General features: G+C 61.8%; 20 protein-coding genes and 2 pseudogenes. 8 read left to right on the top strand and 14 right to left on the bottom strand.

The window, feature by feature from the left end; translation table 11 throughout:
- Positions 1-112 precede the first annotated feature (112 nt).
- The 3 genes from HX811_RS10540 to HX811_RS10550 are packed head-to-tail and all read right to left on the bottom strand — an operon-like array spanning position 113 to position 3,736.
- Complete coding sequence (locus HX811_RS10540; protein ID WP_087694475.1) at positions 113-1,210, bottom strand: DUF1513 domain-containing protein; 1,098 nt, start codon at positions 1,208-1,210, stop codon at positions 113-115.
- A gap of 2 nt (positions 1,211-1,212) precedes the next feature.
- Positions 1,213-2,277: an imelysin family protein gene (locus HX811_RS10545; protein WP_102606236.1), complete on the bottom strand. Its 1,065-nt coding sequence runs from the start codon at positions 2,275-2,277 to the stop codon at positions 1,213-1,215.
- 31 nt (positions 2,278-2,308) lie between these two features.
- On the bottom strand, positions 2,309-3,736 hold the full coding sequence (locus HX811_RS10550; protein WP_177045866.1) for a di-heme oxidoredictase family protein: 1,428 nt from the start codon (positions 3,734-3,736) through the stop codon (positions 2,309-2,311).
- 139 nt (positions 3,737-3,875) lie between these two features.
- Here HX811_RS10550 and HX811_RS10555 point away from each other — a divergent pair, with 139 nt between their 5' ends.
- Positions 3,876-4,439, top strand: coding sequence for an NAD(P)H nitroreductase (locus HX811_RS10555; RefSeq protein WP_003214103.1), 564 nt, complete (start codon positions 3,876-3,878; stop codon positions 4,437-4,439).
- Between the two features lie 149 nt (positions 4,440-4,588).
- Here HX811_RS10555 and HX811_RS32195 read toward each other — a convergent pair whose 3' ends face one another.
- The 8 genes and pseudogenes from HX811_RS32195 to gap form a co-directional block, all read right to left on the bottom strand.
- Positions 4,589-5,344, bottom strand: a complete 756-nt coding sequence (locus HX811_RS32195) for a methyl-accepting chemotaxis protein (RefSeq protein WP_371132407.1) — start codon at positions 5,342-5,344, stop codon at positions 4,589-4,591.
- 102 nt (positions 5,345-5,446) lie between these two features.
- Positions 5,447-6,727, bottom strand: a pseudogene (locus HX811_RS32200) (HAMP domain-containing protein); the annotation flags it as partial.
- 123 nt (positions 6,728-6,850) lie between these two features.
- Positions 6,851-7,252 carry a YbaN family protein gene (locus HX811_RS10565; protein ID WP_008435511.1) on the bottom strand — a complete coding sequence of 134 codons (402 nt, stop codon included), beginning with the start codon at positions 7,250-7,252 and terminating at the stop codon, positions 6,851-6,853.
- Between the two features lie 170 nt (positions 7,253-7,422).
- Positions 7,423-8,031 (bottom strand): biliverdin-producing heme oxygenase, encoded by a 609-nt coding sequence (locus tag HX811_RS10570; RefSeq protein WP_003214109.1) that lies wholly within the window; start codon positions 8,029-8,031, stop codon positions 7,423-7,425.
- A 131-nt stretch (positions 8,032-8,162) separates the two neighbouring features.
- Positions 8,163-10,742 (bottom strand): TonB-dependent receptor, encoded by a 2,580-nt coding sequence (locus tag HX811_RS10575; protein ID WP_177045870.1) that lies wholly within the window; start codon positions 10,740-10,742, stop codon positions 8,163-8,165.
- A gap of 117 nt (positions 10,743-10,859) precedes the next feature.
- Complete coding sequence (locus HX811_RS10580) at positions 10,860-11,828, bottom strand: FecR domain-containing protein (protein ID WP_177045872.1); 969 nt, start codon at positions 11,826-11,828, stop codon at positions 10,860-10,862.
- Positions 11,829-11,889: 61 nt separating this feature from the next.
- Positions 11,890-12,408: an RNA polymerase sigma factor gene (locus HX811_RS10585; protein ID WP_003214115.1), complete on the bottom strand. Its 519-nt coding sequence runs from the start codon at positions 12,406-12,408 to the stop codon at positions 11,890-11,892.
- A gap of 197 nt (positions 12,409-12,605) precedes the next feature.
- Complete coding sequence (gene gap / locus HX811_RS10590) at positions 12,606-13,607, bottom strand: type I glyceraldehyde-3-phosphate dehydrogenase (RefSeq protein WP_003214117.1); 1,002 nt, start codon at positions 13,605-13,607, stop codon at positions 12,606-12,608.
- Between the two features lie 221 nt (positions 13,608-13,828).
- Here gap and edd point away from each other — a divergent pair, with 221 nt between their 5' ends.
- The 5 genes and pseudogenes from edd to HX811_RS32205 form a co-directional block, all read left to right on the top strand.
- Positions 13,829-15,655 (top strand): phosphogluconate dehydratase, encoded by a 1,827-nt coding sequence (edd, locus tag HX811_RS10595; protein WP_003214119.1) that lies wholly within the window; start codon positions 13,829-13,831, stop codon positions 15,653-15,655.
- Positions 15,652-16,608 carry a glucokinase gene (locus HX811_RS10600; protein WP_008435504.1) on the top strand — a complete coding sequence of 319 codons (957 nt, stop codon included), beginning with the start codon at positions 15,652-15,654 and terminating at the stop codon, positions 16,606-16,608. Before edd ends, HX811_RS10600 begins: the two co-directional genes overlap by 4 nt.
- A gap of 154 nt (positions 16,609-16,762) precedes the next feature.
- The gene (locus HX811_RS10605) at positions 16,763-17,494 is read left to right on the top strand and encodes a response regulator (RefSeq protein WP_003214124.1); all 732 of its coding nucleotides are present in this window, start codon (positions 16,763-16,765) and stop codon (positions 17,492-17,494) included.
- Positions 17,484-18,953, top strand: coding sequence for an ATP-binding protein (locus HX811_RS10610; protein WP_177045874.1), 1,470 nt, complete (start codon positions 17,484-17,486; stop codon positions 18,951-18,953). The genes HX811_RS10605 and HX811_RS10610 overlap by 11 nt, the downstream gene beginning before the upstream one ends.
- 21 nt (positions 18,954-18,974) lie before the next feature.
- Positions 18,975-19,076: pseudogene (locus tag HX811_RS32205) on the top strand (N-acetyltransferase); the annotation flags it as partial.
- A gap of 29 nt (positions 19,077-19,105) precedes the next feature.
- Here HX811_RS32205 and HX811_RS10615 read toward each other — a convergent pair.
- Positions 19,106-20,035 (bottom strand): AraC family transcriptional regulator, encoded by a 930-nt coding sequence (locus HX811_RS10615; protein ID WP_177045876.1) that lies wholly within the window; start codon positions 20,033-20,035, stop codon positions 19,106-19,108.
- A gap of 326 nt (positions 20,036-20,361) precedes the next feature.
- Here HX811_RS10615 and HX811_RS10620 point away from each other — a divergent pair, with 326 nt between their 5' ends.
- Positions 20,362-20,703, top strand: a complete 342-nt coding sequence (locus tag HX811_RS10620; RefSeq protein ID WP_003214130.1) for an antibiotic biosynthesis monooxygenase family protein — start codon at positions 20,362-20,364, stop codon at positions 20,701-20,703.
- A gap of 43 nt (positions 20,704-20,746) precedes the next feature.
- A complete protein-coding gene (locus HX811_RS10625) occupies positions 20,747-20,995 on the top strand; it encodes a hypothetical protein (protein WP_003214132.1) in 249 nt (82 codons plus the stop codon).
- Positions 20,996-21,136: 141 nt separating this feature from the next.
- On the opposite strand, the gene HX811_RS10630 is transcribed toward HX811_RS10625, so the two are convergent.
- Positions 21,137-21,769, bottom strand: coding sequence for a flavin reductase family protein (locus HX811_RS10630; protein ID WP_102605692.1), 633 nt, complete (start codon positions 21,767-21,769; stop codon positions 21,137-21,139).
- A 124-nt stretch (positions 21,770-21,893) separates the two neighbouring features.
- Positions 21,894-23,213, bottom strand: a complete 1,320-nt coding sequence (locus HX811_RS10635) for an MFS transporter (protein ID WP_177045878.1) — start codon at positions 23,211-23,213, stop codon at positions 21,894-21,896.
- Between the last annotated feature and the right edge of the window lie 289 nt (positions 23,214-23,502).

A 23,502-nucleotide genomic window follows, 5' to 3' on the forward strand; every position in this document is an offset into this window, starting at 1 on the left:
GCCGAGTGGTGGGGCAAGAGCGTTTTGCTTACTTTTGCGCTCTTCAAAAGTGAGCCGCTGTAAGAGCGGAACCATAAGCCGCCGTTACCGCAGCAACGGATATGCCCCCCAATCAAACCAGATGCAGATGGTTATCCCAAAGCCCCGCCGGCAACTCCAGCGGCTTGCCCACCAACGGCACCTGCCGACAATCATAAAACCGGCAACGCCCCTGCCCGGAAGTCACCACAAACCCGTCAGCCACCGCACCCACCCCGGCACAATCCGGCAACGGCCCGTCCAGCAGCAACTGCGCGCTGTCCATGTTCCAGATAAAGAATCGATTCCCCCGTGGCGCCGTCAACGCCACCAGCCGCAACTCGCTGTGCACCGCCACACTGGCCGTGTAGTGCCCCATGGCCTGCAACTGCTCATCCGCCACCGGAAACGCCACAAACGCCTGCCCGGGCCGCTTGATCGCCAGCAACTCCGAACGCTCATGGGAAGGCCCCATGAATTGCTGCCCCGCGAGGATCGTCCCGTCGCTGGCAATCCCCATATGCCGCACACTGTTCATCTGCTGGCCCAGGGTCTCCTTGCTCAACAGCGTCCCGTCACGCTTCATCAGGACCAGGCTCGGCTCCATGGCATTCAGGTTCATCTCCACCCGGCTCTCCGCCTCGGTACGAATCCCGCCGTTAGCCACCACCAGCGTCTCGCCATCAGGCATCCACGACACCTGGTGCGGCCCGATCCCATGGGTGGAAATCTCCCCGGTGTGCACCAGCCGCTCACCCTCGAACCGGTATACACCCAGCAAACCGCGACCCGGGTCAGACGTGTCGTTCTCTGTGGCATACAACCACTCGCCATCCTTGTGCACCACCGCATGCCCGTAAAAGTGGCGATTGGCCTTGGAGGTGATGGTTTGCAGCAGCGCCCCGTCCCGCAAGTCGATCAGGTAACTCTCGGTGCCCGGCCGGCGGGCGACAAACAGCGCAATCGGCAGCGTCGGGTGGTTGATGATGTCGTGGCAGCGCTGGCCGACCTCGGTGGCAAATACCTGCTTGCCGTCCAGGCGAAAGCCGACGGCGTAGTGCCTGCCATCACTGTCATCCCGCGCCGAGAGCAGCAGCGGGCTTTTGCCCTTCTGCTTGAACAGCGTCCAGCCGCCCAAAGTGATCGCACTGAGCAGCACGCTGCCGAGGGCCAAAGCCTGTCGCCTGAGCATCATCAGTCACCGTCGTTGGCGTTAAAGCCCAGTTGGATGCCCAGCGCCTTGGCCAGCTCGCCTTCGTGCAGGCGGTGGACCACGTTGAGGCTGTCGTAGATATCGTTGAGTTGCTGGCGCCCGGCATCGTCGGCCAGCATTTCATTCAGCGTACGCTGGTTGCTGGCGAAGAGTTTCAGGGAGGCGGCATACGCGGCGTCGATCTTGTCAGCCAGGGGCTTTTGATCGGCAGGCAACAGGCCGCGCAGGCCTTTGTTGTCGACGCCGACCCAGACGGTCTGGGCGGCAGCCAGGCTGGCTTCCAGGCTTTGCAGGGACGACTGGCTGCGCCACGCATCGGCCTGGAACGGTTGCGGGATGCCCTTGGTCTGGCGGCCCATCGGGGTGCCGAGTTTTTTCTTCAGGGTGTCCAGCGCAGTCACTTGAACCCGCAGCAGGTCGGCGATGGCTTCGTGGGAATCGGCGTAGCGCTGGTTAGGAAACTTGGTCATCTGTGCCAGCATGCCGTCGGTGCTGTTCCAGCTCGACAGGATCTCTTCGGCCAGCAGTTTCTGGCGCTCGCCGATGGCTACCAGCAACGGGCAGTAGCGGGCTTTTTGCGTCTCGTCCGCCAGATCGGTCTTGGCGTCGTAGAGGATGTATTCGTAGGCCGACAGGCCCTGCACTACGACGCTGGACTTGGCCAGGGCGGCGGCGTCGATCTGTGGTTGGGCGGTCACCAGTTGCTCGACTTGACGACCCACCAGGTTTTTCTTGTCCGGCCAGAACTGCACCTGCCACGAGCGGTTGCCCTCGGCCAGCGGGCCGATCAGCAGCGGTTGCAACTCGGCCCAGGCCTTTTGCGCGTGCAGGAAGTCGGCGCGGGCGGTCTCCAGGCTTTCCTTGCCCTGGCAGTAGGCCAGGGCGCTGACGGCCAGTTGGCGGTCGGCTTCAACCCAGCGGCTGTAGGTCGGCAGGATCACTTGCTTGGCGATGGCCGCCGAGGTCACCGCTTGCGGGTCCTGGGGCGAGCACGCACCGAGGGCGAGGGCGGCCAGGCTGGTGAACAACAACTTGGGACGGAACATGTCGAGCTCCCTTCTGTAATTAGGACAAAGCTTATAAAGAATTCAGAAATGCCAGCAACGCGGCGCGCTGCTCGGCATTGAACGACAACACATGCTGCTGCGCCGCCTGGGCTTCACCGCCGTGCCACAGCACGGCCTCCATCAGGTTGCGGGCGCGGCCGTCATGCAAGAACTGGGTGTGGCCACTGACGGCTTGCGTCAGGCCAATGCCCCACAACGGCGGCGTGCGCCAGTCGCGGCCACTGGCTTTGAATTCGCTGCGGTTGTCGGCCAGGCCGTCGCCCATGTCGTGCAGCAGCAAGTCGCTGTAGGGGCGAATCACCTGGTTGGCCAATTCAGGTTCGGCGGCGGTGGGCGCCGTGGTGAATTGCGGGGTGTGGCAGCCCTGGCAACCGGCCTGGTAGAACAGGTTTTTCCCGGCCAGCACTTGCGGTGCGTTGACGTCGCGGCGGGCGGGGACGGCCAGGTTGCGGGTGTAGAACAGCACCAGGCGCAGGATATTGTCGCTGACCTCAGGCTCGCCATCCGGGCCATTGCCGTTGGGCGCCTGTTTGCAGGCCACTTGTGCATCGGTGCAGTCATCGAACGGTCTCAGGGAGGTGGTCAGGCCCATATCACCAGAGAACGCGTGAACATTTTGTTGATTGAGGTTCGGTTGCCCGGCTTTCCAGCCAAATCGACCGAGCACGGTCTTGTGTTGCGCGTCGTCCCAGACCCAATTCGCCCGCCCGACAATGGCTTCCTTGTCGGCGGTTTTCGGGTCGGTGTTGCGCAGGATGTCGGCGTCGGGGATCGCTTCGAGCAGCCCCAGGCCGATCATCGGCGGTGCAACCCGCGCCGAGAAGCGCGTGTCGGGGTGCATCGGCCCATAACCGAGCTGGGTGATTTGCAGGGCCGGCTTGCGCAGTTCGACCACGGTGCCGTCCTTGAAGCGGACGTTGACCGGCGTGTAGTCGACCCGCACCTTGCCCTCCGGGGCGACGCCGGGCACGGCCATGTCCTGCAATTGCCCACCGTAGACCGGCTCGGGGACTACACCCAGTTGCTCGATGACCTTCGCATAGGGCGGCGCATCGGGAATCGACAGGCGTACCAGCATCGACACCGCGTTGGGCGCATCGGGCAATGGCGGATGCCCACGGCCATCCTTGATATGGCAGTTCTGGCAGGCATTGGTATTGAACAGCGGGCCCAGCCCGTCGCGGGCAGTGGTGGTGGACGGGGCAATCACCCAGGGGCTGCGAAAGAAACTGTTGCCGACGCTGAAGTCCAGGCGCCGGGTGGGCGACAGGTTGGCCGAGGGCAGGGAGAAGGCGTTCTGGTCGGTCTTCCTCACCGTGGTCGCGCCACCGGCACGCGCTTCACCAGGCTCGGCCTTGGTGAAGCGCGGGGCGTCATCGCAGGCACTCAGGCTCAAGGCCATCAACAGTGCAGGCAGGCGAAGGGGCGAACGGGACATCAGTCTTCCTGAACGTAGGCTGAAAATAAGGCCGCAAAGTCTAACAGGGCAGGGCGGATTGAATAAGAGCAATTATCGTTTGGTGGTATCCGATTCATTCCCGCTAGAATGACCGCACATTTTTCTCTGGAGGTGGCCAATGCAGGCTCTCGACGCTTTGCTCAACCGTGTTTCCGTGCCGCGACTGCTGGACCCGGCACCGACCCAGGAGCAGCGCGACCTGCTGTTCGCCGCTGCCATGCGCGCGCCCGACCACGGCCAGCTGCGGCCTTGGCGCTTCCTGACGGTGGAAGGCGCGGCACGTGAGCGCATGGGCACCCTGCTGGCCGAAGCCGCCCGCCTGCAGGACGCCGACGCGCCCCAGGCCGCGATCGACAAGGCGCAGAACGGCCCGCTGCGTGCGCCGTTGGTGGTGGTGGTGATTGCCCGCCTGCAGGAACATTTCAAAGTGCCAAAATCCGAGCAGCTGCTGGCGGCGGCTTGTGCGGCCCACGGGATTCTGCTGGCGGCGTACGCCCAGGGGATCGGCGCGGTGTGGCGCACCGGTGAGTTGTCGTACTCGGCCCATGTCGCCAAAGGCCTTGGGCTGAAGGCGGATGAGGAAGTGATTGGCTTCCTCTACCTGGGCACCCCACAAAACCCGCCGCGTACGGCCCCGAAAGAAGACCTGGCGCCGTTTGTGGCAGCCTGGACGGGTCAATAAGGCACCGCGATTCTAAATGTGGACGGGCTTGTGTGGGAGCGGGCTTGCTCGCGAATGCGGTATGTCAGTCAATACATGTACCGACTGATCCACCGCGTTCGCGAGCAAGCCCGCTCCCACATTGGGTGTTCACTGGTTTCAAGCTCGGGTCAAACCCGAAACTGATCCATCAGCTTCATCTGCTGGCTGGCCAGGGCGTTGAGCTGGCTGCTGATGGCCGCCGATTCGGTGGCCTGGCCGGTCAGGGTTTCGGTCACTGTGCGGATTGCCGAGACATTGCGGTTGACCTCTTCGGCCACCGCACTCTGTTGCTCGGCAGCGCTGGCGATTTGCAGATTCATGTCGCTGATCACCGTTACCGCATCGCTGATCTTGCCCAGAGCCTGCACCGCCTGATGAATCTGCCCGGCGTTGTTCTGCGCCTGGGTCTGGCTCGAATGCATGGTCGCCACCACTCCACGGGTGCCGGTCTGGATGCGTTCGATCACCAGGCGAATCTCCTCCACCGAGTCCTGGGTACGCTTGGCCAGGTTGCGCACCTCGTCGGCCACCACCGCAAAACCGCGCCCGCTTTCCCCGGCTCGCGCCGCTTCAATCGCAGCGTTCAGGGCCAGCAGGTTGGTCTGTTCGGCAATGCTGCGGATCACTTCCAGTACCGAGCCGATCTGCTCGCTGTTCACCGCCAGGGCTTCGACTTCGGTCACGGCCTTGCTGACTTCTTCGGCCAGGGTGGTGATGTCGCGGGTGCTGCGTTCAATAATCTGCATGCCTTCACGGGCTGACTGGTCGGCACCGCGAGCGGCGTTGGCGGCGTTGGAGGCGCTGTTGGCCACGTCGTGGGCGGTGGCGCTCATTTCATTCGAGGCGGTGGCCACCTGGTCGATTTCCCGGAACTGCACCTGCATGCCTTCGCTGGTCTGGCGCGCGATTGCCGAGGACTGGTCGGCGGTGCCACGGGCTTCGGTGATGCTTTGCTTGATCTGCGCGATGGTCGGCTGCAGCTTGTCGAGGAAGCGGTTGAACCAGTTCACCAGTTCCCCCAGTTCATCTTTTTTACCGTAGGCCAGGCGCTGGGTGAGGTCACCGTCGCCGCTGGCGATTTCCTTGAGCATGGCGGCTACGCTGTTGATTGGCCGGGTCACGCCGGTGGCAGCCAGCCAGATCAGCAACAGTCCCAGCAGGCCGGCGGCTGCGCCTACCAGCAACGCCTTGAAAGTGTCGCTGGCCTGGGCGTTGTCGAGCACGGCCTGGAGTTTGTGGGCGTCTGCTAACAGCACCTGTTTGGGCAGCTTGATTACGATGCCCCAGGATTTGGCGTCGGCAATCGGCTTGACCGGGTACACCGCGCGGATTGTGTTGTCTTCCTCGCGGATCTTGCGGGTATCGCTGGCCAACAGCTGCACGATTTCCTTGCCTTCGGCGCCAAGGGTGTCGATCAGGTTTTTGCCGACTTTGGCGGGTTCACCGCTGTAGCCGGCGATCAGCCCGGTGCTGGAGATGATCTCCAGGTGCCCGGCGCCGTCGAACAGCTCTTTCTGCACCGCGTCGGTCGCGGCTTGCAGGGTGTTGAGGGCGAGGTCGACACCCACCACGCCGATCACTTTGCCGTCGACCAGCAGCGGCAGGGAAATGGTGGTCATCAACACCGGCTTGCCGGCTACGGTGTCTTCATACGGGTCCAGCAGGCAGGTGTTTTTTGTGTCTCGTGGGCAGGTGTACCAGATGTTGTAGGGCGTGCCGCTGAGGTTGAGGCTGGTCTTGGTCAGGTCATCCTCGACCATCACGGTGTTCAGGCCTTCACCGCCAGCGCGGCTCCAGTAGCTGGAAAAGCGGCCTTTTTCGTTGGACACACGGGCGGCATCATTGACGAATTCACTGTCTTTGCCATCGAGGGCGTTGGGCTCGAATGACAGCCAGATGCCGAGCACCTTGGTGTTGCGGTCGAAGGCGGTTTTCAGGCTGTGGTTGAGTTCTTCACGCAAGGCCCCGGCATCCAGCGAGCGCTTGCCGGCCAGAGTGCGCAGGTCCTTGATCTGGTCGGCCAGGGCCGTCACCACCAACAGGCTTTCACCGAAGGTTTTTTGCAGTTGTACTGCTTGTTCGGCGGCCTTGGCCTGCAGCAGGTTCTGCACACTGTCGGTGAGCATTCGCGAGCTTGAATCGCTGATGAGTTCGTCGTTCTGGTTGGTCTGGTACAGGTTCATGCCGACCACCAGGGCGATCACCCCCAGCAGGCACAGACCGGACAACAGCACGATTTTCAAGCGAATGGAGAGGGTGTCGAACATAGAAGTACCCGCGAATGGACTTATTAGTATGCAAGCTCACGCGAGTCCATTCGGCGCTATGCCCGGAACATCGGCTTGGGCCGGCAGTTCATGAGCGGGAGCCGATGAGCGGTAGTCGGGGTGTCAGGTGGGTTGCGGGAGACGTTCCGGTCGCGACCAGATCCACAGGTTGCCCATGCTCATTCCGGCGATGGCCAGGTAGATCGGCCAGCCGTGGTCGAGCATCACCAGCATCAGGCCGGCGCACAGCAGCATGCTCACGGTGGCGCTGACTTTGGCCCGGCGGGCGATGATCTTGCCATTGCGCCAATTGAACAGGATCGGCCCGAACAGCCGGTGGTTTTCCAGCCAGGCACTCAGGCGCGGCGAGCTTTTGGTGGCGGCCCAGGCGGCCAGCAGGATGAACTCGGTGGTGGGCAAGCCCGGTACCACAATCGCAATCAAGCCGATGCCCAGGCTGACGTAGGCCAGCAGGCCGAACAGGACACGGGCGATTTTGGATGAGGATTGGGTTTTGCCGGTCATTTTAGTGGGGCTTGCAGGGTGGAGTGGGTTGCAGATTATAGGGACTGAAACCCGATCATATGTGGGAGCTGGCTTGCCTGCGATGCAGGCAACTCGGTGCATCAGGTACACCCAGTTGATGCTATCGCAGGCAAGCCAGCTCCCACATTGATTGGGTTTCTACAGAAGAATCAGGCCAGCTCAGGGGCGCTAGCGTACGCCTGTTCCAGCAACACGGTGAAGCGCACGAACGCATCAATCGCGCCTTTCTCCACTTCGGCTTCTTCTTCAGCGGTGAATTCCAGTGCGTCGAGGGTGCGGGTGAAGCGCTTCCAGCCTTCAGCGCGACCACCTGCCGGCTCGCCCAGGTGACGGGCACCGAAGGTTTCGCTCAGGCCCAGACCCACGGCGCGCTTGATCAGGAACGCGGCGCCCAGCTTGGAACCTTCGGACACGAACAGCCACCCCAGGGCTTCGGCCTTGCTCGGGTTTTTCACGGCGCCGGCCACCGGTGCCGGTACTTCGGTGTCCAGGTCGCCCAGGTCCAGCTTGGCCGCTTCGGCACGGCAGCGTTCGGCGAGGTCAGGGACGATCTTGATCAACTCGGCATCGTTGTACAGCGCCACCAGCTCCGACTGGAACAGGTATTGCGCGACCACGAAGCGGGCGAAGTTGGCCTGGGTTTCAAACGGTGCATGGGCCTTCACCAACGCATCGAGCTTGGTGTGCGGTTCGTTGGTGATCTGGTTCAGGCGCTGGGAGCGCAGGGCTGCACGTTCTGCGGTAGGGGAGGCGGTCATCGGGGAGTCCTTGAGAAGAGAAAGCGTCTGGTTGCCAGGCTGTTATGAACTAGACGAACCAGAAGACGCGTCACAGTAAAAAATCCTCACCCCGGCGTAGATTAAATCGCGCCGGGATGAGGCTCCATGGATCAGATGTCCCAGATCAGGTTGATCGCAAAGTTGCGGCCAGGCTGGGTCAGGCGGTCGAGGTTGGCCGGGCCGGTCACACCGGCTTCGCCGACGCTGTCGTAGCTGCGCACGTCATCCCAGTTCCAGTATTTCTTGTCCGTCAGGTTGTACAGGCCGCCGTTGATGGTCACGTCGTTGGTGACCTTGTAGAAGCCGGTCAGGTCGACGATGCCGAAACCCGGGGTCTTGAACGGGCCGTTGGCGCTGTTGCCGTCAGGGGCGAAGAAGGTGGTGCTGTCGACGCGGTCCTGTTTCTTGACCAGGGTCCAGCTGACCAGGGCACCGTAGTTCTGCTGGTCATAGCCCAGGCCGAACACGCCCTTGAGCGGGTTGACGCTGTTCAACGGTTCGCCGTTGTCGTCATTGCGCCCGTAGGTGTAGGCAATCGAGCCTTGGGTATACAGGCCCTGCGGTGCGCCGAATGCGTCGAGGCTCAAGCGGCCCTTGGCCTCCACGCCCTTGATGGTGGCGTGCTTGATGTTGTTGGCTTCGAACTGCTGGACGGTGCCACCGGCAACCGAGGCATCTTCGTCGATGAAATCACGGTACTTGTTGTAGTACACCGCCACATCAAACGAGCCCGAGTCGAAGTTGCCGCGAATCCCGGTTTCGACGCCCCGGCTGCTTTCCGGCTTGAGGTCCGGGTTGGGCTCGACGGTGTAGCCCTGCTGCAGGTTTTCAAAGCGGCCATACAAGGCCTTGGCCGACGGGGTGCGATAGCCTTCGGCGTATTGGCCGAACCAGGTGTATTGCTCGGTCAGGGCATAAGTGATGCCGAATTTTGGCGTTACACGGTGCCAGTTCTTTTCCGAATCGCTGTGGTCGTAGATGCGTGTCGGGTCAACGGTATTGAGGAATTCCTGGGTCAGCTTGGGTTTGAGCTGGATGTAGTCGTACCGTACGCTGGGCAGGAAGGTCCACTTGTCCCAGGCAATCTGGTCCTGGGCAAACAGCGCGTAGGAGTTGATGGTCGGATCCGGGAAGTCGCTGGCTTTTTTCACGCTGTCGGCGGCCGACGGGCTTGGTGCACCGATGGCGGTGCAGCCTGCGCCGACCGCCAGGCAGGTCGCGGCGCCTTCACGGGAACCAGTGACTTTCTGCTGTTTGAGGGTGGTGCCGTAGGTCACGACATGGTCGGTTTCGCCGATGCTGAAAGCCTTGTCCAACTGCGCGTCGAATACCCACTGCTTCTCTTCGTACAGGGTCTCGCGGGTGCGCAATACCTTGCGCGATGGCTGGTAGATTTCTGCGGTGGTCTGGTCGGTCTTGGCGATCTGGTAGTTGAGGCTGGTCTTGATGTGATCGGCAATCGGCGAGTCGAGGGCGAACCTGTTTTCGATGCCGAAGCGTTCGCGGGTGATGGTGTCGTTGCCCGTGCGGCCGCGGTAGAAGTTGAAGCCCTGGCCACCGACAAACGGGCCACCCACTGCGTTTTTCAGGTTGGTGTCGCGATCGTCCTTGAACTTCTCGTAGGTCAGGCCCAGGCGGTTGTCTTCGCCGTAGTTCCAACCCAGTTTGGCCAGCACGTTGGTGGTGCGCGCATCTTCCGGGTTGGCGCCGGTGCGGGCCAGGCCAGTGGCGTTATTGCCGTCGTAGGATTCCATCTCGTGACCGTTGCGCTGGCTCAGGTGCAGCAAGCCGTCGAAGTCCTGCACGCGACCGGCGACGGTGCCGGAGGTCAGCCAGCTCTCATCGGCGGAGCTGTAGCCGGTCTTCAGGCGCGCGCCGTAGTCCTGGCCGGGCTTGATGATGTCGTTGGGGTCGAGGGTGAAATAGCTCACCGCGCCGCCGATGGCGCTGCTGCCGTACAAGGCCGAGGCCGGGCCGCGCAGGATTTCCACGCGCTTGACGATTTCCGGGTCGACGTAGTTGCGGCGGGTCTTGGCATAGGGGCCGTTGAAGAAGTTGTCCGGCACCTCGACGCCGTCCACCTGGGTGAGGATGCGGTCGCCGTCGATCCCGCGAATGTTGTAGCCGGCATTGCCGGAGCGGGTGCCGGCACCGCCCACCGAAACACCTGGCTCATAACGCACCAGTTCGCGGATGGTGTTGACGTTCTGGCGGTCCAGTTCTTCGCGGTCGTGCACGGTCACGGTGCTGGGCACGCTGTCCACGGCCTGTTCCTGGCGGGTGGCACTGATGGTCATCTGTTGCAAGGTGATGGCGCCGACGGCGACGCGTTTTTCCAGCACGATGTTGTTGTTGCCCAGTTTGCGATAACCCAGGTTGGTCCCCACCAACAGCCGGTCCAGGGCTTTATCCGCCGGCAATGAGCCGCGCACGCCAGGGGACGACACACCCTGGCCCAGTTCTGCCGGCAGGCCGACTTGCCAGCCGGTCACCGCGGTGAAGGCGTTCAGCGCCGAGACCAGGGATTGCTGCTCGATGCTGAAGCTGTAATTGCCCTGGCTGCGGCTGGCAGGCTCGGCGGCGGTGGCGGCCATGACGGGCGCACCGGCCAACAGGATTGCAGCCGTCAGCAGCGACAAGCCGTGGCGGCGAACGGGCGAAGAGGACCGGCGGTTGAAACGAGACGACATCGAGAGCGCTCCGGAAGGTACGAATCTTATAGTTGCGCACTGAATCAAATAGGAATCAGTTGCATTGGCTATAACGAGACGTATCGTCGCTGGCTATCGAGTAAAAATAATTCTCATTTAGTTCAGGATCACCAGCGCCGGGTATTCCGAGAGCTTGGCCGAGGTGATGTGGGCCAGGGAGCGCACCACGTCGAGCGGCTGGTCGAGCCGGTAATTGCCGGTGACGGCCACGCTGGCCAGCCTGTCGTTGTTGTTGACGATCCAGCCGGGGTAGTAGCGACGCAATTCGGCCAGCACTTCGCTCATCGGGCAGTTTTCGAAGATCAGCCGGCCGTCGACCCAGGCCAGGTCCTTGGTGGTGTCGAGCTTGGCCGGTTGGCCGAAGCCCTTGGGCCCGATGCGGATACTTTCACCGGCGCTCAGGCGCACCCGCGCGTCGTCAAACGTGTTGCTCAGGTCGACATCACCGCGCTGTACCTGAACCTGGGCTTCACCGTTCAAGTAGCGCACCGCGAAAGAGGTGTCCCTCACGCTGGCGCGCACCGGGCCGGCGTCGATTTCCAGGGGCGGGCCACGGCTGGGCAGTACTTCGAAAAACGCCTCGCCCTGATACAGGCGGGCGATGCGCTGGTGGTCCTTGATGCTGCTGGAGAAGGCTGAATTGGTGTTGAGCAACACTTTCGAACCATCGTCCAGCTGCAGGCGCTGGCGCTCGCCCACTACGGTCAGATGGTCGGCCTGCAGGCGCATAGGCAGGTTGCTGAAGCTGAACAGGCCCAGCAGCAACACAGCGGCAGTGGCCAGGGGCTTCCAGTGCGGTTTGATACGGCGCCAGGCGCTGGGTTTGCGTGGCGCATTCAGGGCGACGGCAGCGCTGTGAACGGGCGCTCCGCTCCAGGCAGTCTGGGCCTTGATGAAGGCTTCGGCGTTTAACGGGTCGTTGGCGAGCCAGGCTTCAAATTCCGCTTGCTGCCCAGGTTGCGGGCACTGCAAGGCGATCAGCCAGTCGAGGGCTTGGTCCATGGCCGCGTCTTGCAACACCTCATGAGCCAGCTCATGGGGGTGCCGTTGATTCGGTTCCGTCACGGTGTTCCTCGGGTCTTCGCCACGTTTTAATCAATAGTCCTACAGACTGTGCCGACAAAGCTTAAGGGCGATCCAGTCTTTCGGCCACACCTATGCAGATGGCCATGATCAGTTTCAGTTCCTTCTGCACGGTGCTCAGGGACACGTCGAGCTTGTCGGCGATCTCCTGATAGCTGCAACCGTGCAGGCGGCTGAGGATGAATATCTGCTGCTGGCGGGCGCTCAACTGGCCGAGGCTGACACTCAGGTGCTCGAGCAATTGCTCGGCCTGTGTCGCGTCTTCGGGGGTGCTGACGGGGGAGGCGACGCTTTGCAGGACGTCCAGCGGGACATCTTCCTGCAGGGTGCGGGCCTGAATCCTGCGGGCGCGCAGGTGGTCCAGCGCCAGGTTGCGCGCCGTCTGGTAGACAAAGGGTTCAAGGTGGTCGATCGGCCGTTCGCTCAGGGCCCGGGTAACGCGCAGGTAGGTTTCCTGCAACAGGTCCTCGGCGGTGCTGTGGTTATTCACCATCCGCTGCAAGGTGCGCAGCAAAATCACCCGCTGGGTGAGGAAGACTTGGTTGAAACGAGATTGGCTCACAGTGATACCAGACCGATTTGCAGCGAATGATAATGCTTATCATCAACGCAAATGGCAAGTGGCTATTTTGGAGCATGAAGCAAGGCCGTGTGGGAGCCGGGCTTGCCCGCGATGCGTTCCGCGCTGTCTGTCAGGTGGACCGCGGTGATGCCATCGCAGGCAAACCAGCTCCTGCAGGAGAGGTCAGTACCGCTGGTTTATTCGGCGTTGCACAGCGCCAGGCAGTTATCCAGCATCCGGTTCGAGAAGCCCCACTCATTATCGTACCAGGCCAGCACTTTCAGCAGTTTGCCGCTCACTTTGGTGTGATTGGCGTCGAAGATCGACGAAAGCGGGTTATGGTTGAAGTCGCTGGAAACCAGCGGCAGGGTGTTATAGCCGAGGATTTTCGAGTGCTGGCTGGCTTCTTTCAGCAGCGCGTTGACCTGCTCGGCACTGGCTTCTTTTTTCAGTTGCACGGTGAGGTCCACCAGCGACACGTTGATCACCGGTACACGCACGGCCATGCCGGTCAGCTTGCCTGCCAGTTCCGGCAGCACCAGGCCCACGGCTTCGGCAGCGCCGGTCTTGCTCGGGATCATGTTCTGGGTGGCCGAGCGCGCGCGGTACGGGTCGGTGTGGTAGACGTCGGTCAGGTTCTGGTCGTTGGTGTAGGCGTGGATGGTGGTCATCAGGCCGCTTTCGATGCCCAGCTCGCGGTGCAGCACCTGGGCCACTGGCGCCAGGCAGTTGGTGGTGCAGGAAGCGTTGGAGATGATCTGGTGGGATTGACGCAAAATGTCATGGTTTACCCCATACACCACGGTGGCATCGGCGCCCTTGGCCGGGGCCGAGATGATTACCTTGCGCGCGCCGGCGGTAATATGGGCGGCGGCCTTGTCACGGTCGGTGAACAGACCGGTGCATTCGAACACCACGTCCACCTTGTGCGCAGCCCACGGCAGGTCGGCCGGGTTGCGAATGGCACTCACGGCAATCCGGTCACCATTCACGGTCAGGCTTTCCTGATCATGAGCGACCTCTGCATCGAAAGTACCGTGGACGGTGTCGTATTTAAGCAGGTGGGCATTGATCGAGCTGTCGCCGAGATCGTTGATGGCGACGATCTGCAAATCCTGACGGTAGCCTTGGGTATAAAGTGCGCGCAGGACATTACGGCCAATACGGCCAAAACCATTGATAGCGATACGTAGAGTCATTGGAAGGTGCCTGTCGTCGATTTGTTGTAAGAATTACAAGATTATTCGCATAAAAATAGAAAACAAGCCTTTTTAGTGGCAATATTTTGTTCAATCTACAACGAGTGACCTGAATCAACTGGTCCGATTGGTCAAGCAACACCCTGCCAACCTCTTCGCGGCGGGCTTTTGACCAGCATAGACACTCAGGTCGCCACATCCGTTAGCCTGGAGTTCTATACATGCATCCCCGCGTACTTGAGGTCACCGAACGGCTTATCGCCCGCAGCCGTGCAACCCGTGAGGCATACCTTGCGCTCATTCGCGGCGCTGCCAGCGACGGCCCGATGCGCGGCAAGCTGCAATGCGCCAACTTTGCCCACGGCGTGGCCGGGTGCGGCACCGAAGACAAAAACAGCCTGCGCATGATGAACGCCGCCAACGTGGCAATTGTTTCGTCATATAACGACATGCTGTCGGCCCACCAGCCATACGAACATTTCCCCGAGCAAATCAAAAAGGCCCTGCGTGAAGTCGGCTCTGTTGGCCAGTTCGCCGGCGGTACCCCCGCCATGTGCGACGGCGTGACCCAGGGCGAGCCAGGCATGGAGCTCAGCCTGCTGAGCCGCGAAGTGATTGCCATGTCCACGGCGGTAGCGCTGTCCCACAACATGTTCGACGCCGCGCTGATGCTGGGTATCTGCGACAAGATCGTCCCCGGCCTGATGATGGGCGCCCTGCGCTACGGCCACCTGCCGATGATCTTCGTACCGGGCGGCCCGATGCCGTCGGGTATCTCCAACAAACAGAAAGCCGACGTGCGCCAGCGCTACGCCGAAGGCAAGGCCACCCGCGAAGAGCTGCTGGAATCGGAGATGAAGTCCTACCACAGCCCGGGCACCTGCACCTTCTACGGCACCGCCAACACCAACCAGTTGCTGATGGAAGTCATGGGCCTGCACCTGCCGGGCGCCTCGTTCGTCAACCCGTACACGCCGCTGCGTGACGCCCTGACCCGCGAAGCTGCGCACCAGGTCACGCGCCTGACCAAGGCCAACGGCAGCTTCACGCCGATCGGCGAGATCGTCGACGAGAAATCCATCGTCAACTCCATCATCGCCCTCAACGCCACGGGTGGGTCCACCAACCACACCCTGCACATGCCGGCCATCGCCATGTCGGCGGGCATCATCCTCACTTGGGATGACATGGCCGACCTCTCCGAAGTGGTGCCGACCCTGTCCCACGTGTATCCAAACGGCAAGGCCGACATCAACCACTTCCAGGCGGCGGGAGGCATGTCGTTCCTGATCCGCGAACTGCTGGAAGCCGGCCTGCTGCACAACGACGTCAATACCGTGGCCGGTCATGGCCTGAGCCGCTACACCCAGGAACCGTTCCTGGTGGACGGCGAGCTGGTATGGCGTGAAGGCCCGATCGAAAGCCTCGACGAAACCATCCTGCGTCCCGTGGCCCGTGCGTTTTCTCCGGAAGGCGGCCTGCGGGTAATGGAAGGCAACCTCGGCCGGGGTGTGATGAAGGTCTCCGCCGTGGCCCTCGAACATCAAATCGTCGAAGCCCCGGCCGTGGTGTTCCAGGACCAGCAAGACCTGGCCGACGCGTTCAAGGCCGGTGAGTTGGAAAAAGACTTCGTTGCAGTGATGCGTTTCCAGGGCCCGCGCTCCAACGGCATGCCGGAATTGCACAAGATGACCCCGTTCCTCGGCGTGTTGCAGGATCGTGGCTTCAAAGTGGCGTTGGTAACAGACGGGCGCATGTCCGGCGCGTCGGGTAAGATTCCCGCCGCGATTCACGTCAACCCCGAAGCCCAGAGCGGCGGGCCACTGGCACGTGTGCGCGATGGCGATATCATTCGCGTGGATGGCGTCAAAGGCACCTTGGAGCTTAAGGTGGACGCCGAAGAATTCGCCGCGCGCGCGCCTGCCACGGGCCTTCTGGGCAATAACGTGGGGGCCGGTCGCGAGTTGTTTGCGTTCATGCGTTTGGCTGCAAGCTCCGCAGAGCAGGGCGCCAGCGCCTTTACCTCTGCCTTGGAGACACTTAAGTGAAGCTAGCGCTGGTCGGTGATATCGGTGGTACCAACGCCCGTTTTGCGTTGTGGCGGGATCAGGAGCTGCATTCGATCCGCGTCCATGCGACGGCGGATCATGCCAGCCCGGAAGAGGCGATCCAGGTCTATCTGAAGGAAGAAGGCCTGGCCATCGGCTCGATTGGCGCGGTGTGCCTGTCGGTCGCGGGGCCGGTGAGTGGAGATGAATTTAAATTCACCAACAATCACTGGCGCCTGAGCAAGACTGCGTTCTGCAAGACCTTGCAGGTGGACGAGCTGCTGCTGGTGAATGATTTCTCGGCCATGGCCCTGGGCATGACCCGCCTGAAGCCCGACGAATTCCGCGTGGTGTGCGAAGGCACGCCGGAGCCGTTGCGCCCTGCGGTGGTGATCGGCCCGGGCACCGGCCTGGGTGTCGGCACCTTGCTCGACCTCGGCAATGGCCGTTGGGCGGCATTGCCGGGGGAGGGCGGCCATGTCGACCTGCCCGTGAGCAGCCCGCGTGAAGCCCAGCTGTGGCAGCACATCTACAATGAGATCGGCCATGTCAGCGCTGAAACTGCCTTGAGCGGTGGCGGTTTGCCCAGGTTGTACCGGGCGATCTGCGCGGTGGACGGTCACGAGGCGGTTCTGGAAACCCCCGAGGCCATCACTGCCGCTGGCCTGGCGGGCGACCCGATTGCCCTGGAAGTGCTGGACCAGTTCAGTATCTGGCTGGGCCGGGTCGCCGGTAACAACGTGCTGACCACCGGCGGTCGTGGTGGCGTGTACATCGTGGGTGGGGTGATCCCGCGCTTTGCCGATTTCTTTATCAAGAGTGGTTTTGCCAGGAGTTTTGGCGACAAGGGCTGCATGAGCGACTACTTCAAAGGCATTCCGGTGTGGCTGGTGACGGCACCGTATTCAGGGTTGACAGGTGCTGGTGTGGCGCTTGAGCAGGCATTTGCGTAGGCAGTGATGGCCTCTTCGCGAGCAAGCCCGCTCCCACATTCAATCCCATTCCAACTGGATGAATGAGGTCGAATGTGGGAGCGGGCTTGCTCGCGAAGGCGGCCTCAAGGGCAACAAATGACTTAAGCTTGGCCATAACAACAAGGAGGACCCCGTGAGCGTAATCAGTAAATCCATTCTCCTGGTCGACGACGACCAGGAAATCCGCGAGTTGCTGCAAACCTACCTCAGCCGCGCCGGTTTCCAGGTGCGTGGCGTGCCGGATGGCGCGGGGTTCCGCCAGGCGATGAACGAAGCGCCGTGCGACCTGGTGATCCTTGATGTGATGCTGCCGGACGAAGACGGTTTCAGCCTCTGCCGCTGGATCCGCCAGCACCCGCGCCAGGCCCAGGTGCCGATCATCATGCTCACCGCCAGTTCCGACGAAGCCGACCGCGTCATCGGCCTGGAGCTGGGTGCCGACGATTACATCGGCAAACCCTTCAGCCCCCGTGAGTTGCAGGCCCGTATCAAGGCCTTGTTGCGGCGCTGCCAGTTTGGCCAGGAGCGCAGCGGCGGCGAGGTGCTGGTGTTTGGCGAGTGGCGCCTGGACATGGTCAGCCACCGGCTGTTCCACGTCGACGGCGAGGAAGTGATTCTTTCCGGCGCCGATTTTGCCCTGCTCAAACTGTTCCTCGACCACCCCCAGCAAATCCTCGACCGCGACACCATCGGCAACGCCACCCGTGGCCGCGACCTGATGCCGCTGGACCGGATTGTCGACATGGCCGTCAGCCGTCTGCGCCAACGCCTGCGCGACACCGAAAAACCACCCCGGCTGATCCGCACCGTGCGCGGCAGTGGCTATCAATTGGCAGCCAGCGTGGTTGCCGGCAATGCTCACTGAGCGCCTGCGTGAACTGCGCCGGCGCATCCCGGTACCGCGTTCGCTGCTGGGGCGGATGTTACTGCTGACCCTGTTGGCGGTGCTGTTTGCCCAGGCGTTGTCCAGCGTGATCTGGGTCTCGCAATTGCGCGCTACCCAGCTTGAAGGCCTGGTAACCGCCGCCCGCAGCCTGGCGCATTCGATGACCGCCAGCGTCAGTTATTTCCGCTCGTTGCCGGTGGCCTTCCGGCCGTTGGTACTGGACCAGTTGCGCAGCATGGGCGGTACCCGGTTTGTGGTGACGCTCAACGACAAGCCCCTGGACATGGCGGTATTGCCGGAAACCCCGCGCAAGCATGCAGTGCTCGGTGCTGTCGAAGAAGTGTTGCGCCAGACCCTGGGCAGCGACGTGCATGTTTCGGTGGAGTTCGTCAGCGCCGAAGACCTGCGCATCTTCAATGCCGGTTTGAAACTCGATGAATTGCCGCGCTCCTGGGCGCATTACGCGCTGACCCTGGAACCGGTGAATCCGCCGGTGTTGGTCACCCAGATCCAGCTGGCCCAGGGCGAATGGCTCTACATCGCCTCCTTGCTGCCCGAACCCTACACCAGCCTCGAAGAACAAGGCCTGCCCTACCAGCAGGTGTGGTTTATCGTGCTCACCAGCGGCTTCCTGCTGCTGTTTATCGGCCTGTTGGTGCACTGGCAAAGCCGCCCACTCAAGCGCCTGGCGAGGGCGGCGCGGGACATGTCCCTGGGCGCCGACGTGGAGCCGGTGGCCGAAGGCGGCGGCAGCGAAGTGGTGGAAGTAGGCCGCGCGTTCAATGCCATGCGCGAACGCATCAGCCGTTACCTGACCGAACGCAGCCAGCTGTTCAGCGCCATTTCCCACGACCTGCGCACACCCATCACACGCCTGCGGTTGCGGGTGGAATTGCTTGAAGACGAGAACCTGCAAACCAAGTTCGGCCGCGACCTGGATGAACTGGAGTTGCTGGTCAAAGGCGCGCTGCAGTGTGTGAAAGACACCGATATCCACGAAAACATCGAACCGGTGGACCTCAACCACGTACTCGACTGCCTTGTGGAGCCGTACCTGGCGCCCAACGGCAATGGCCGCGTGACCCAACATGGTCGGGCACTTACGACGTACCCGGGCAAGCCGCTGGCGCTCAAGCGCTGCATCGGCAACCTGATCGACAACGCGTTGAAGTACGGGCAGAACGCCCATTTGCATATCGAAGACGATGGCGCGGAGTTCATCCTCCACGTCGACGACGAAGGCCCGGGCGTGCCGGAACAGCGCCTGGAGCAGGTCTTCGAGCCGCACTTCCGCCTGGCCGGGCAGCAACAGGGTTACGGCCTGGGCCTGGGCATCGCCCGCAACATTGCCCACAGCCATGGCGGTGAAGTGAGTTTGCAGAATCTGCGGGAGGGCGGTTTGCGGGTGACCTTGCAACTGCCTCGTGGCCTGGATTGAACGCCACCAATACCGCAGCTGATTGAGTACTTGTGGCGAGGGAGCTTGCTCCCGTTGGGGCGCGAAGCGGCCCCAAAAGATGGGACTGCTGCGCAGTCCAACGGGAGCAAGCTCCCTCGCCACATTATTAGTATCCGGCGTTATAACCGTGGTTAGACGCTCTGGCGCAACCTGGCCAGATCCCGCAACGGCGGCGCACCAAACAGCCGGCTGTATTCGCGGCTGAACTGCGAGGCGCTCTCATAGCCCACCCGATACCCCGCCGCCGAGGCTTCCAGGCCCTCGGCGATCATCAACCGCCGAGCCTCCTGCAAACGCAGTTGCTTCTGGTACTGCAGCGGGCTCATGGCGGTCATCGCCTTGAAGCGGTGGTGCAAGGTCGAGACGCTGAGGTTCACTTCCTTGGCCAGGTCATCAATGCGCAGGGGCTGTTCGTAGTTGCCGTTCAACCAGGTGATCGCCTGGCTCACCCGATGGCTCTGACTGTTGGCGACGGCAATTTCATACAGCCGATAACCCTGTGGACCACGCAACAGGCGATAGAGAATTTCCCGATTGATCAGCGGCGCGAGCATTGCGATGTCTTTCGGTGTGTCGAGCAATCGGGTCAGGCGCAGCACGGCGTCCAGTAGCTGGCTGTCCAGGCGGTCGACATACATCCCTCGGGAGGTCGGGCGCGGGGGCACGCCCATCGGCCCGGCTTCGGCAATCAGTGCGGTGATCTGTGCCGGGTCGATATTCACCCGAATCGACAGGTTGGGGTCTTCCGGCGTGGCATCAAGGATGCGCCCGGCCACCGGCATCGCTACCGAAAACACCAGGTAATTGAGCGGGTCATAGGCGAAGACTTCATCCGCCAGGCGCACTTCCTTGCTGCCCTGGGCGAGGATGCACAGCGCGGGCTCAACCAGCACCGGCGTGAATTCACGCGGTGAGTTATGGCGGTTGAGATACAGCGACGTGATCGCCGTGCCGTAGGAACCATCCTCCCAGGTATGCCGGCGAACGATGCCGGCGAGTTCTGCGCGCTGCTTTTCCATATCGGCGTCGAGGGGGGTGGAGCGAAGTTCGGGCGACGACATGGGACATCCTCTGGTGCTTTGACGATGGGCACAGCTTAAAGGCGGCTTTGCAAAAAGCGGTACTTCGATTCTGCACAATCCTTGCCTGATCCTGCGAAAAATCGTGAATCAGGCAAGCCGGGGCCTGTCATACCCCTGAAATACGGCAGTCATGCCGGGAATAAACTTCGCAGGCCGATTGCTATATCTACGCATCTCGCAGGATTGTGCAATAAGCCAGCAGGAATTGACTAACCGCATCCACCCCCGCGCCCGTATCTTTGATCCTGTGGCAACACGCCCTCACAGTGCTTGCCGAGCATCACTTCTCAACGGGAGAGTCGAACATGTCCACCCCCATTCCCGCGAGCCATATGGCCTTTATCCGTGCCCGTACCGGGTACAGCACCGAACTGGGTGCACGCTTGAGCAGTTTGATCGAACCGGGCCGCCAGGCTCAGGGTTGCCTGCAATTCTCGTTGCAGCACTCGCTGGCCGACCCGGATGTGTGGTTGGTGTCGGGCTTCTGGAGCAGCGAGCAGGCGATGAGTGCCTACTTCAGCTCGCCAGCGCTGATGGTCTTCACCGAGTTGTTGAATGACATGGTGGTTCGCAGCATGGACTTCCAGACCTTCACCGACGCCTCGGCGGCCAATGCCTATGGCGAGTACCTGCAACTGGCGGGCTAGTGCTTTAGAATGGCCGCCTTTCCCATTGGCCAGGACCTGCAACATGGCACGTAAAGAGTTTGCCCACCACGAAGCCGTTTCCGCCTTGGTGCGTGAAGAAGAGGGTGGCTATAGCGCCGCCATCGCCGTCAAGGCGCTGGATGGCATGGGCGCACCGCGCTTTCACAAGATCCTCGATGGACAGACGTTCAAGACTGCCTCCGACGCCGACGATGCCGCAGCTCTGCAACTGGAGCGCTTGGTCGATGTAGATGAAGACGGTCAGCTCTCTTGGGCAACTTCCGCCAACTGAAAACACCGCTGATCCAAATCTGGGAGCGGGCTTGTGTGGGAGCGGGCTTGCTCGCGAATGCGGTGGATCAGTTGGCATATGCATGGACTGACACGCCTCCTTCGCGAGCAAGCCCGCTCCCACATTTTTATCCCGTTCCAATCAGCGTTTCGCGGCGCCTGGGCGGTACATTTTGAACAGCGCTTCCGGCCCCAACTGAAAATAATCCGCCGGGCCACCTCCACGCAGGATCGGCTGGGCGGCAGCCGTGTCGTACACCCCGTCTTTCAGCAGCCATTTGGCGATATGCACCGCGACCACCTCGCCGAGCACCAACCAGCTTGGCACCAGCTCCTTGTCGGCGCGCTGCAGCTGAATGATCTGCGTCACCTTGCACTCGAACGACACCGGGCTTTCGCCCACGCGAGGCACGGCGATCACCTTTGAAGCCACCGGCGTCAGGCCCGACAATTCAAACTCGTTGACCTCGGGTGATACCGGCGCGCAACTCTGGTTCATCTGCTCGGCCAGCGGGCGGGTGGCCAGGTTCCACACGAACTCACCGGTCTGTTCGATGTTGTTCAGGCTGTCTTTGCGCCCGACACTGGAAAACCCAATGATCGGCGGAATGTAGTTGAACGCGTTAAAGAAACTGTAGGGCGCCAGGTTCAGGCGGCCCTGGCTGTCGTGTGACGAAATCCAGCCAATCGGGCGCGGGCCGACGATCGCATTGAACGGGTCATGGGGCAGGCCGTGGCCGTTGGCGGGTTCGTAGAAATGAATATCGTCGGACATGGGCCGGGGTTCCTGCTGGTGGTTCGGGGAAGGGCATCATAGTGCACTCAGGTGGCGTGTTCGCCAATGAAAAAGGGGCTGTGTCATACACTGACACAGCCCCTTTTTTATCCTGGCAGAACCCTTAGTCCGTAGTAATCCGCGAATGCTTGCGGGTGTCCTTCATGGTCACATACACCAAAAGCGACACCGCAATACACGCGGTGACGTACCAGTAGTAACCGGTTTCCATGCCGATGCTCTTGAACCACAGCGCGATGTATTCAGCGGTGCCGCCGAAGATCGACACGGTCAGCGCATAGGGCAAGCCAACGCCCAGGGCGCGGATTTCGGTGGGGAACAATTCGGCCTTCACCACGGCGTTGATCGAGGTGTAGCCGCTGACGATGATCAGCGCCGCCATGATCAGGAAGAACGCGCCCCACCAGGTCTGGATGGTGTGCAGGGTGGTGAGGATCGGCACGGTGAACAGGGTGCCGAGGACGCCGAAGGCGATCAGGATCGGCCGGCGGCCAACCTTGTCCGACAGCCCGCCGATGATGGGTTGCAGGCACATGAACAGGAACAGCGTGGCTGCCGAAATCGTGGTGGAGTCGGAGATGCTCATGCCGACGGTGTTCACCAGGTATTTCTGCATGTAGGTGGTGTAGGTGTAGAACGCCAGGGTGCCGCCCATGGTCAGGCCAACCACGGTCATCAGTTCCTTGGGGTGGCGCATCAAGGTGCGCATCGCGCTTTCCTTGGCCTTTTCTTTCTTGGTGAACGACTCGGTTTCTTCCATGCCACGACGCAGGTATAGCGCCACTACCGCGCACAGGGCGCCGATGGCGAACGGGATACGCCAGCCCCAGTCGTACAGCTGTTCGGTGGTCAGCAATTGTTGCAGCACGATCAATACCGCTAGGGCGATGAGCTGGCCGGAGATCAGGGTCACGTACTGGAAGCTGGAGTAGAAGCCCCGACGTTCCTTGGTCGCCATTTCGCTGAGGTAAGTGGCGGAGGTGCCGTATTCACCGCCGACCGACAGCCCCTGCAGTAAGCGGGCGAATACCAGCAGGATCGGCGCACCGATACCAATGACTTCATAACCCGGGCTCAGGGCAATCAGCAAAGAGCCGAAGCACATCAGGTACACCGAGGCCATCAAGGCCTTTTTACGCCCGACTTTGTCGGCGTACAGGCCCATCAGCCAGCCACCGATCGGACGCATCAGGAACCCCACGGCGAAGATCGCGGCGGTGTTCAAGAGCTGGGCGGTGGTGTCGCCTTTCGGGAAAAAGGTCTTGGCGAAATACAGGGAGAAAGCCGCGTAGACGTACCAGTCGTACCACTCGACCATGTTGCCGACCGATCCGCTGAAGATCGACTTGATACGGCTGGAGGTGGTGCGTCCTTTTGCCGGCGCAGTCGCCGACCCCAGAGGCAGGGAGTTGGAGTTATCCATTTAAGGATCCTTCATCGAATTGTTTTTATGGAGCGCGCGGTAGCGCAGCCTGGCTGGGCTATAGCAGGAGCTGTGCCAAGCCGATGAAGGCCCGGTCTAGAGAGGTTGCTGAGTTTTTTTGAGCGGAAAATTGCTGATGAATCAAGGGGGATGAGCGGAAATCCGCCGACGAAGATCGCTCCCACGCTCTGCGTGGGCGCGCATCCTGTGACGCTCCGCGTCACGATTTTAAGGGCGGACGCGGAGCGTCCAGAGCTGCATTCCCACGCGGAGCGTGGGAACGATCGGG

The sequence above is a fragment of the Pseudomonas sp. F8002 genome, assembly GCF_013385495.1.
Taxonomy (GTDB): domain Bacteria; phylum Pseudomonadota; class Gammaproteobacteria; order Pseudomonadales; family Pseudomonadaceae; genus Aquipseudomonas.

Coding starts and splice junctions, on each gene's coding strand:
- edd (WP_003214119.1), top strand. CDS start 13,829: ATGCATCCCCGCGTACTTGAGGTCACCGAACGGCTTATCGCCCGCAGC.
- HX811_RS10565 (WP_008435511.1), bottom strand. CDS start 7,252: ATGACCGGCAAAACCCAATCCTCATCCAAAATCGCCCGTGTCCTGTTC.
- HX811_RS10615 (WP_177045876.1), bottom strand. CDS start 20,035: ATGTCGTCGCCCGAACTTCGCTCCACCCCCCTCGACGCCGATATGGAA.
- HX811_RS10555 (WP_003214103.1), top strand. CDS start 3,876: ATGCAGGCTCTCGACGCTTTGCTCAACCGTGTTTCCGTGCCGCGACTG.
- HX811_RS10575 (WP_177045870.1), bottom strand. CDS start 10,742: ATGTCGTCTCGTTTCAACCGCCGGTCCTCTTCGCCCGTTCGCCGCCAC.
- HX811_RS10625 (WP_003214132.1), top strand. CDS start 20,747: ATGGCACGTAAAGAGTTTGCCCACCACGAAGCCGTTTCCGCCTTGGTG.
- gap (WP_003214117.1), bottom strand. CDS start 13,607: ATGACTCTACGTATCGCTATCAATGGTTTTGGCCGTATTGGCCGTAAT.
- HX811_RS10540 (WP_087694475.1), bottom strand. CDS start 1,210: ATGCTCAGGCGACAGGCTTTGGCCCTCGGCAGCGTGCTGCTCAGTGCG.
- HX811_RS10620 (WP_003214130.1), top strand. CDS start 20,362: ATGTCCACCCCCATTCCCGCGAGCCATATGGCCTTTATCCGTGCCCGT.
- HX811_RS10635 (WP_177045878.1), bottom strand. CDS start 23,213: ATGGATAACTCCAACTCCCTGCCTCTGGGGTCGGCGACTGCGCCGGCA.
- HX811_RS32195 (WP_371132407.1), bottom strand. CDS start 5,344: ATGCAGGTGCAGTTCCGGGAAATCGACCAGGTGGCCACCGCCTCGAAT.
- HX811_RS10550 (WP_177045866.1), bottom strand. CDS start 3,736: ATGTCCCGTTCGCCCCTTCGCCTGCCTGCACTGTTGATGGCCTTGAGC.
- HX811_RS10630 (WP_102605692.1), bottom strand. CDS start 21,769: ATGTCCGACGATATTCATTTCTACGAACCCGCCAACGGCCACGGCCTG.
- HX811_RS10545 (WP_102606236.1), bottom strand. CDS start 2,277: ATGTTCCGTCCCAAGTTGTTGTTCACCAGCCTGGCCGCCCTCGCCCTC.
- HX811_RS10570 (WP_003214109.1), bottom strand. CDS start 8,031: ATGACCGCCTCCCCTACCGCAGAACGTGCAGCCCTGCGCTCCCAGCGC.
- HX811_RS10610 (WP_177045874.1), top strand. CDS start 17,484: ATGCTCACTGAGCGCCTGCGTGAACTGCGCCGGCGCATCCCGGTACCG.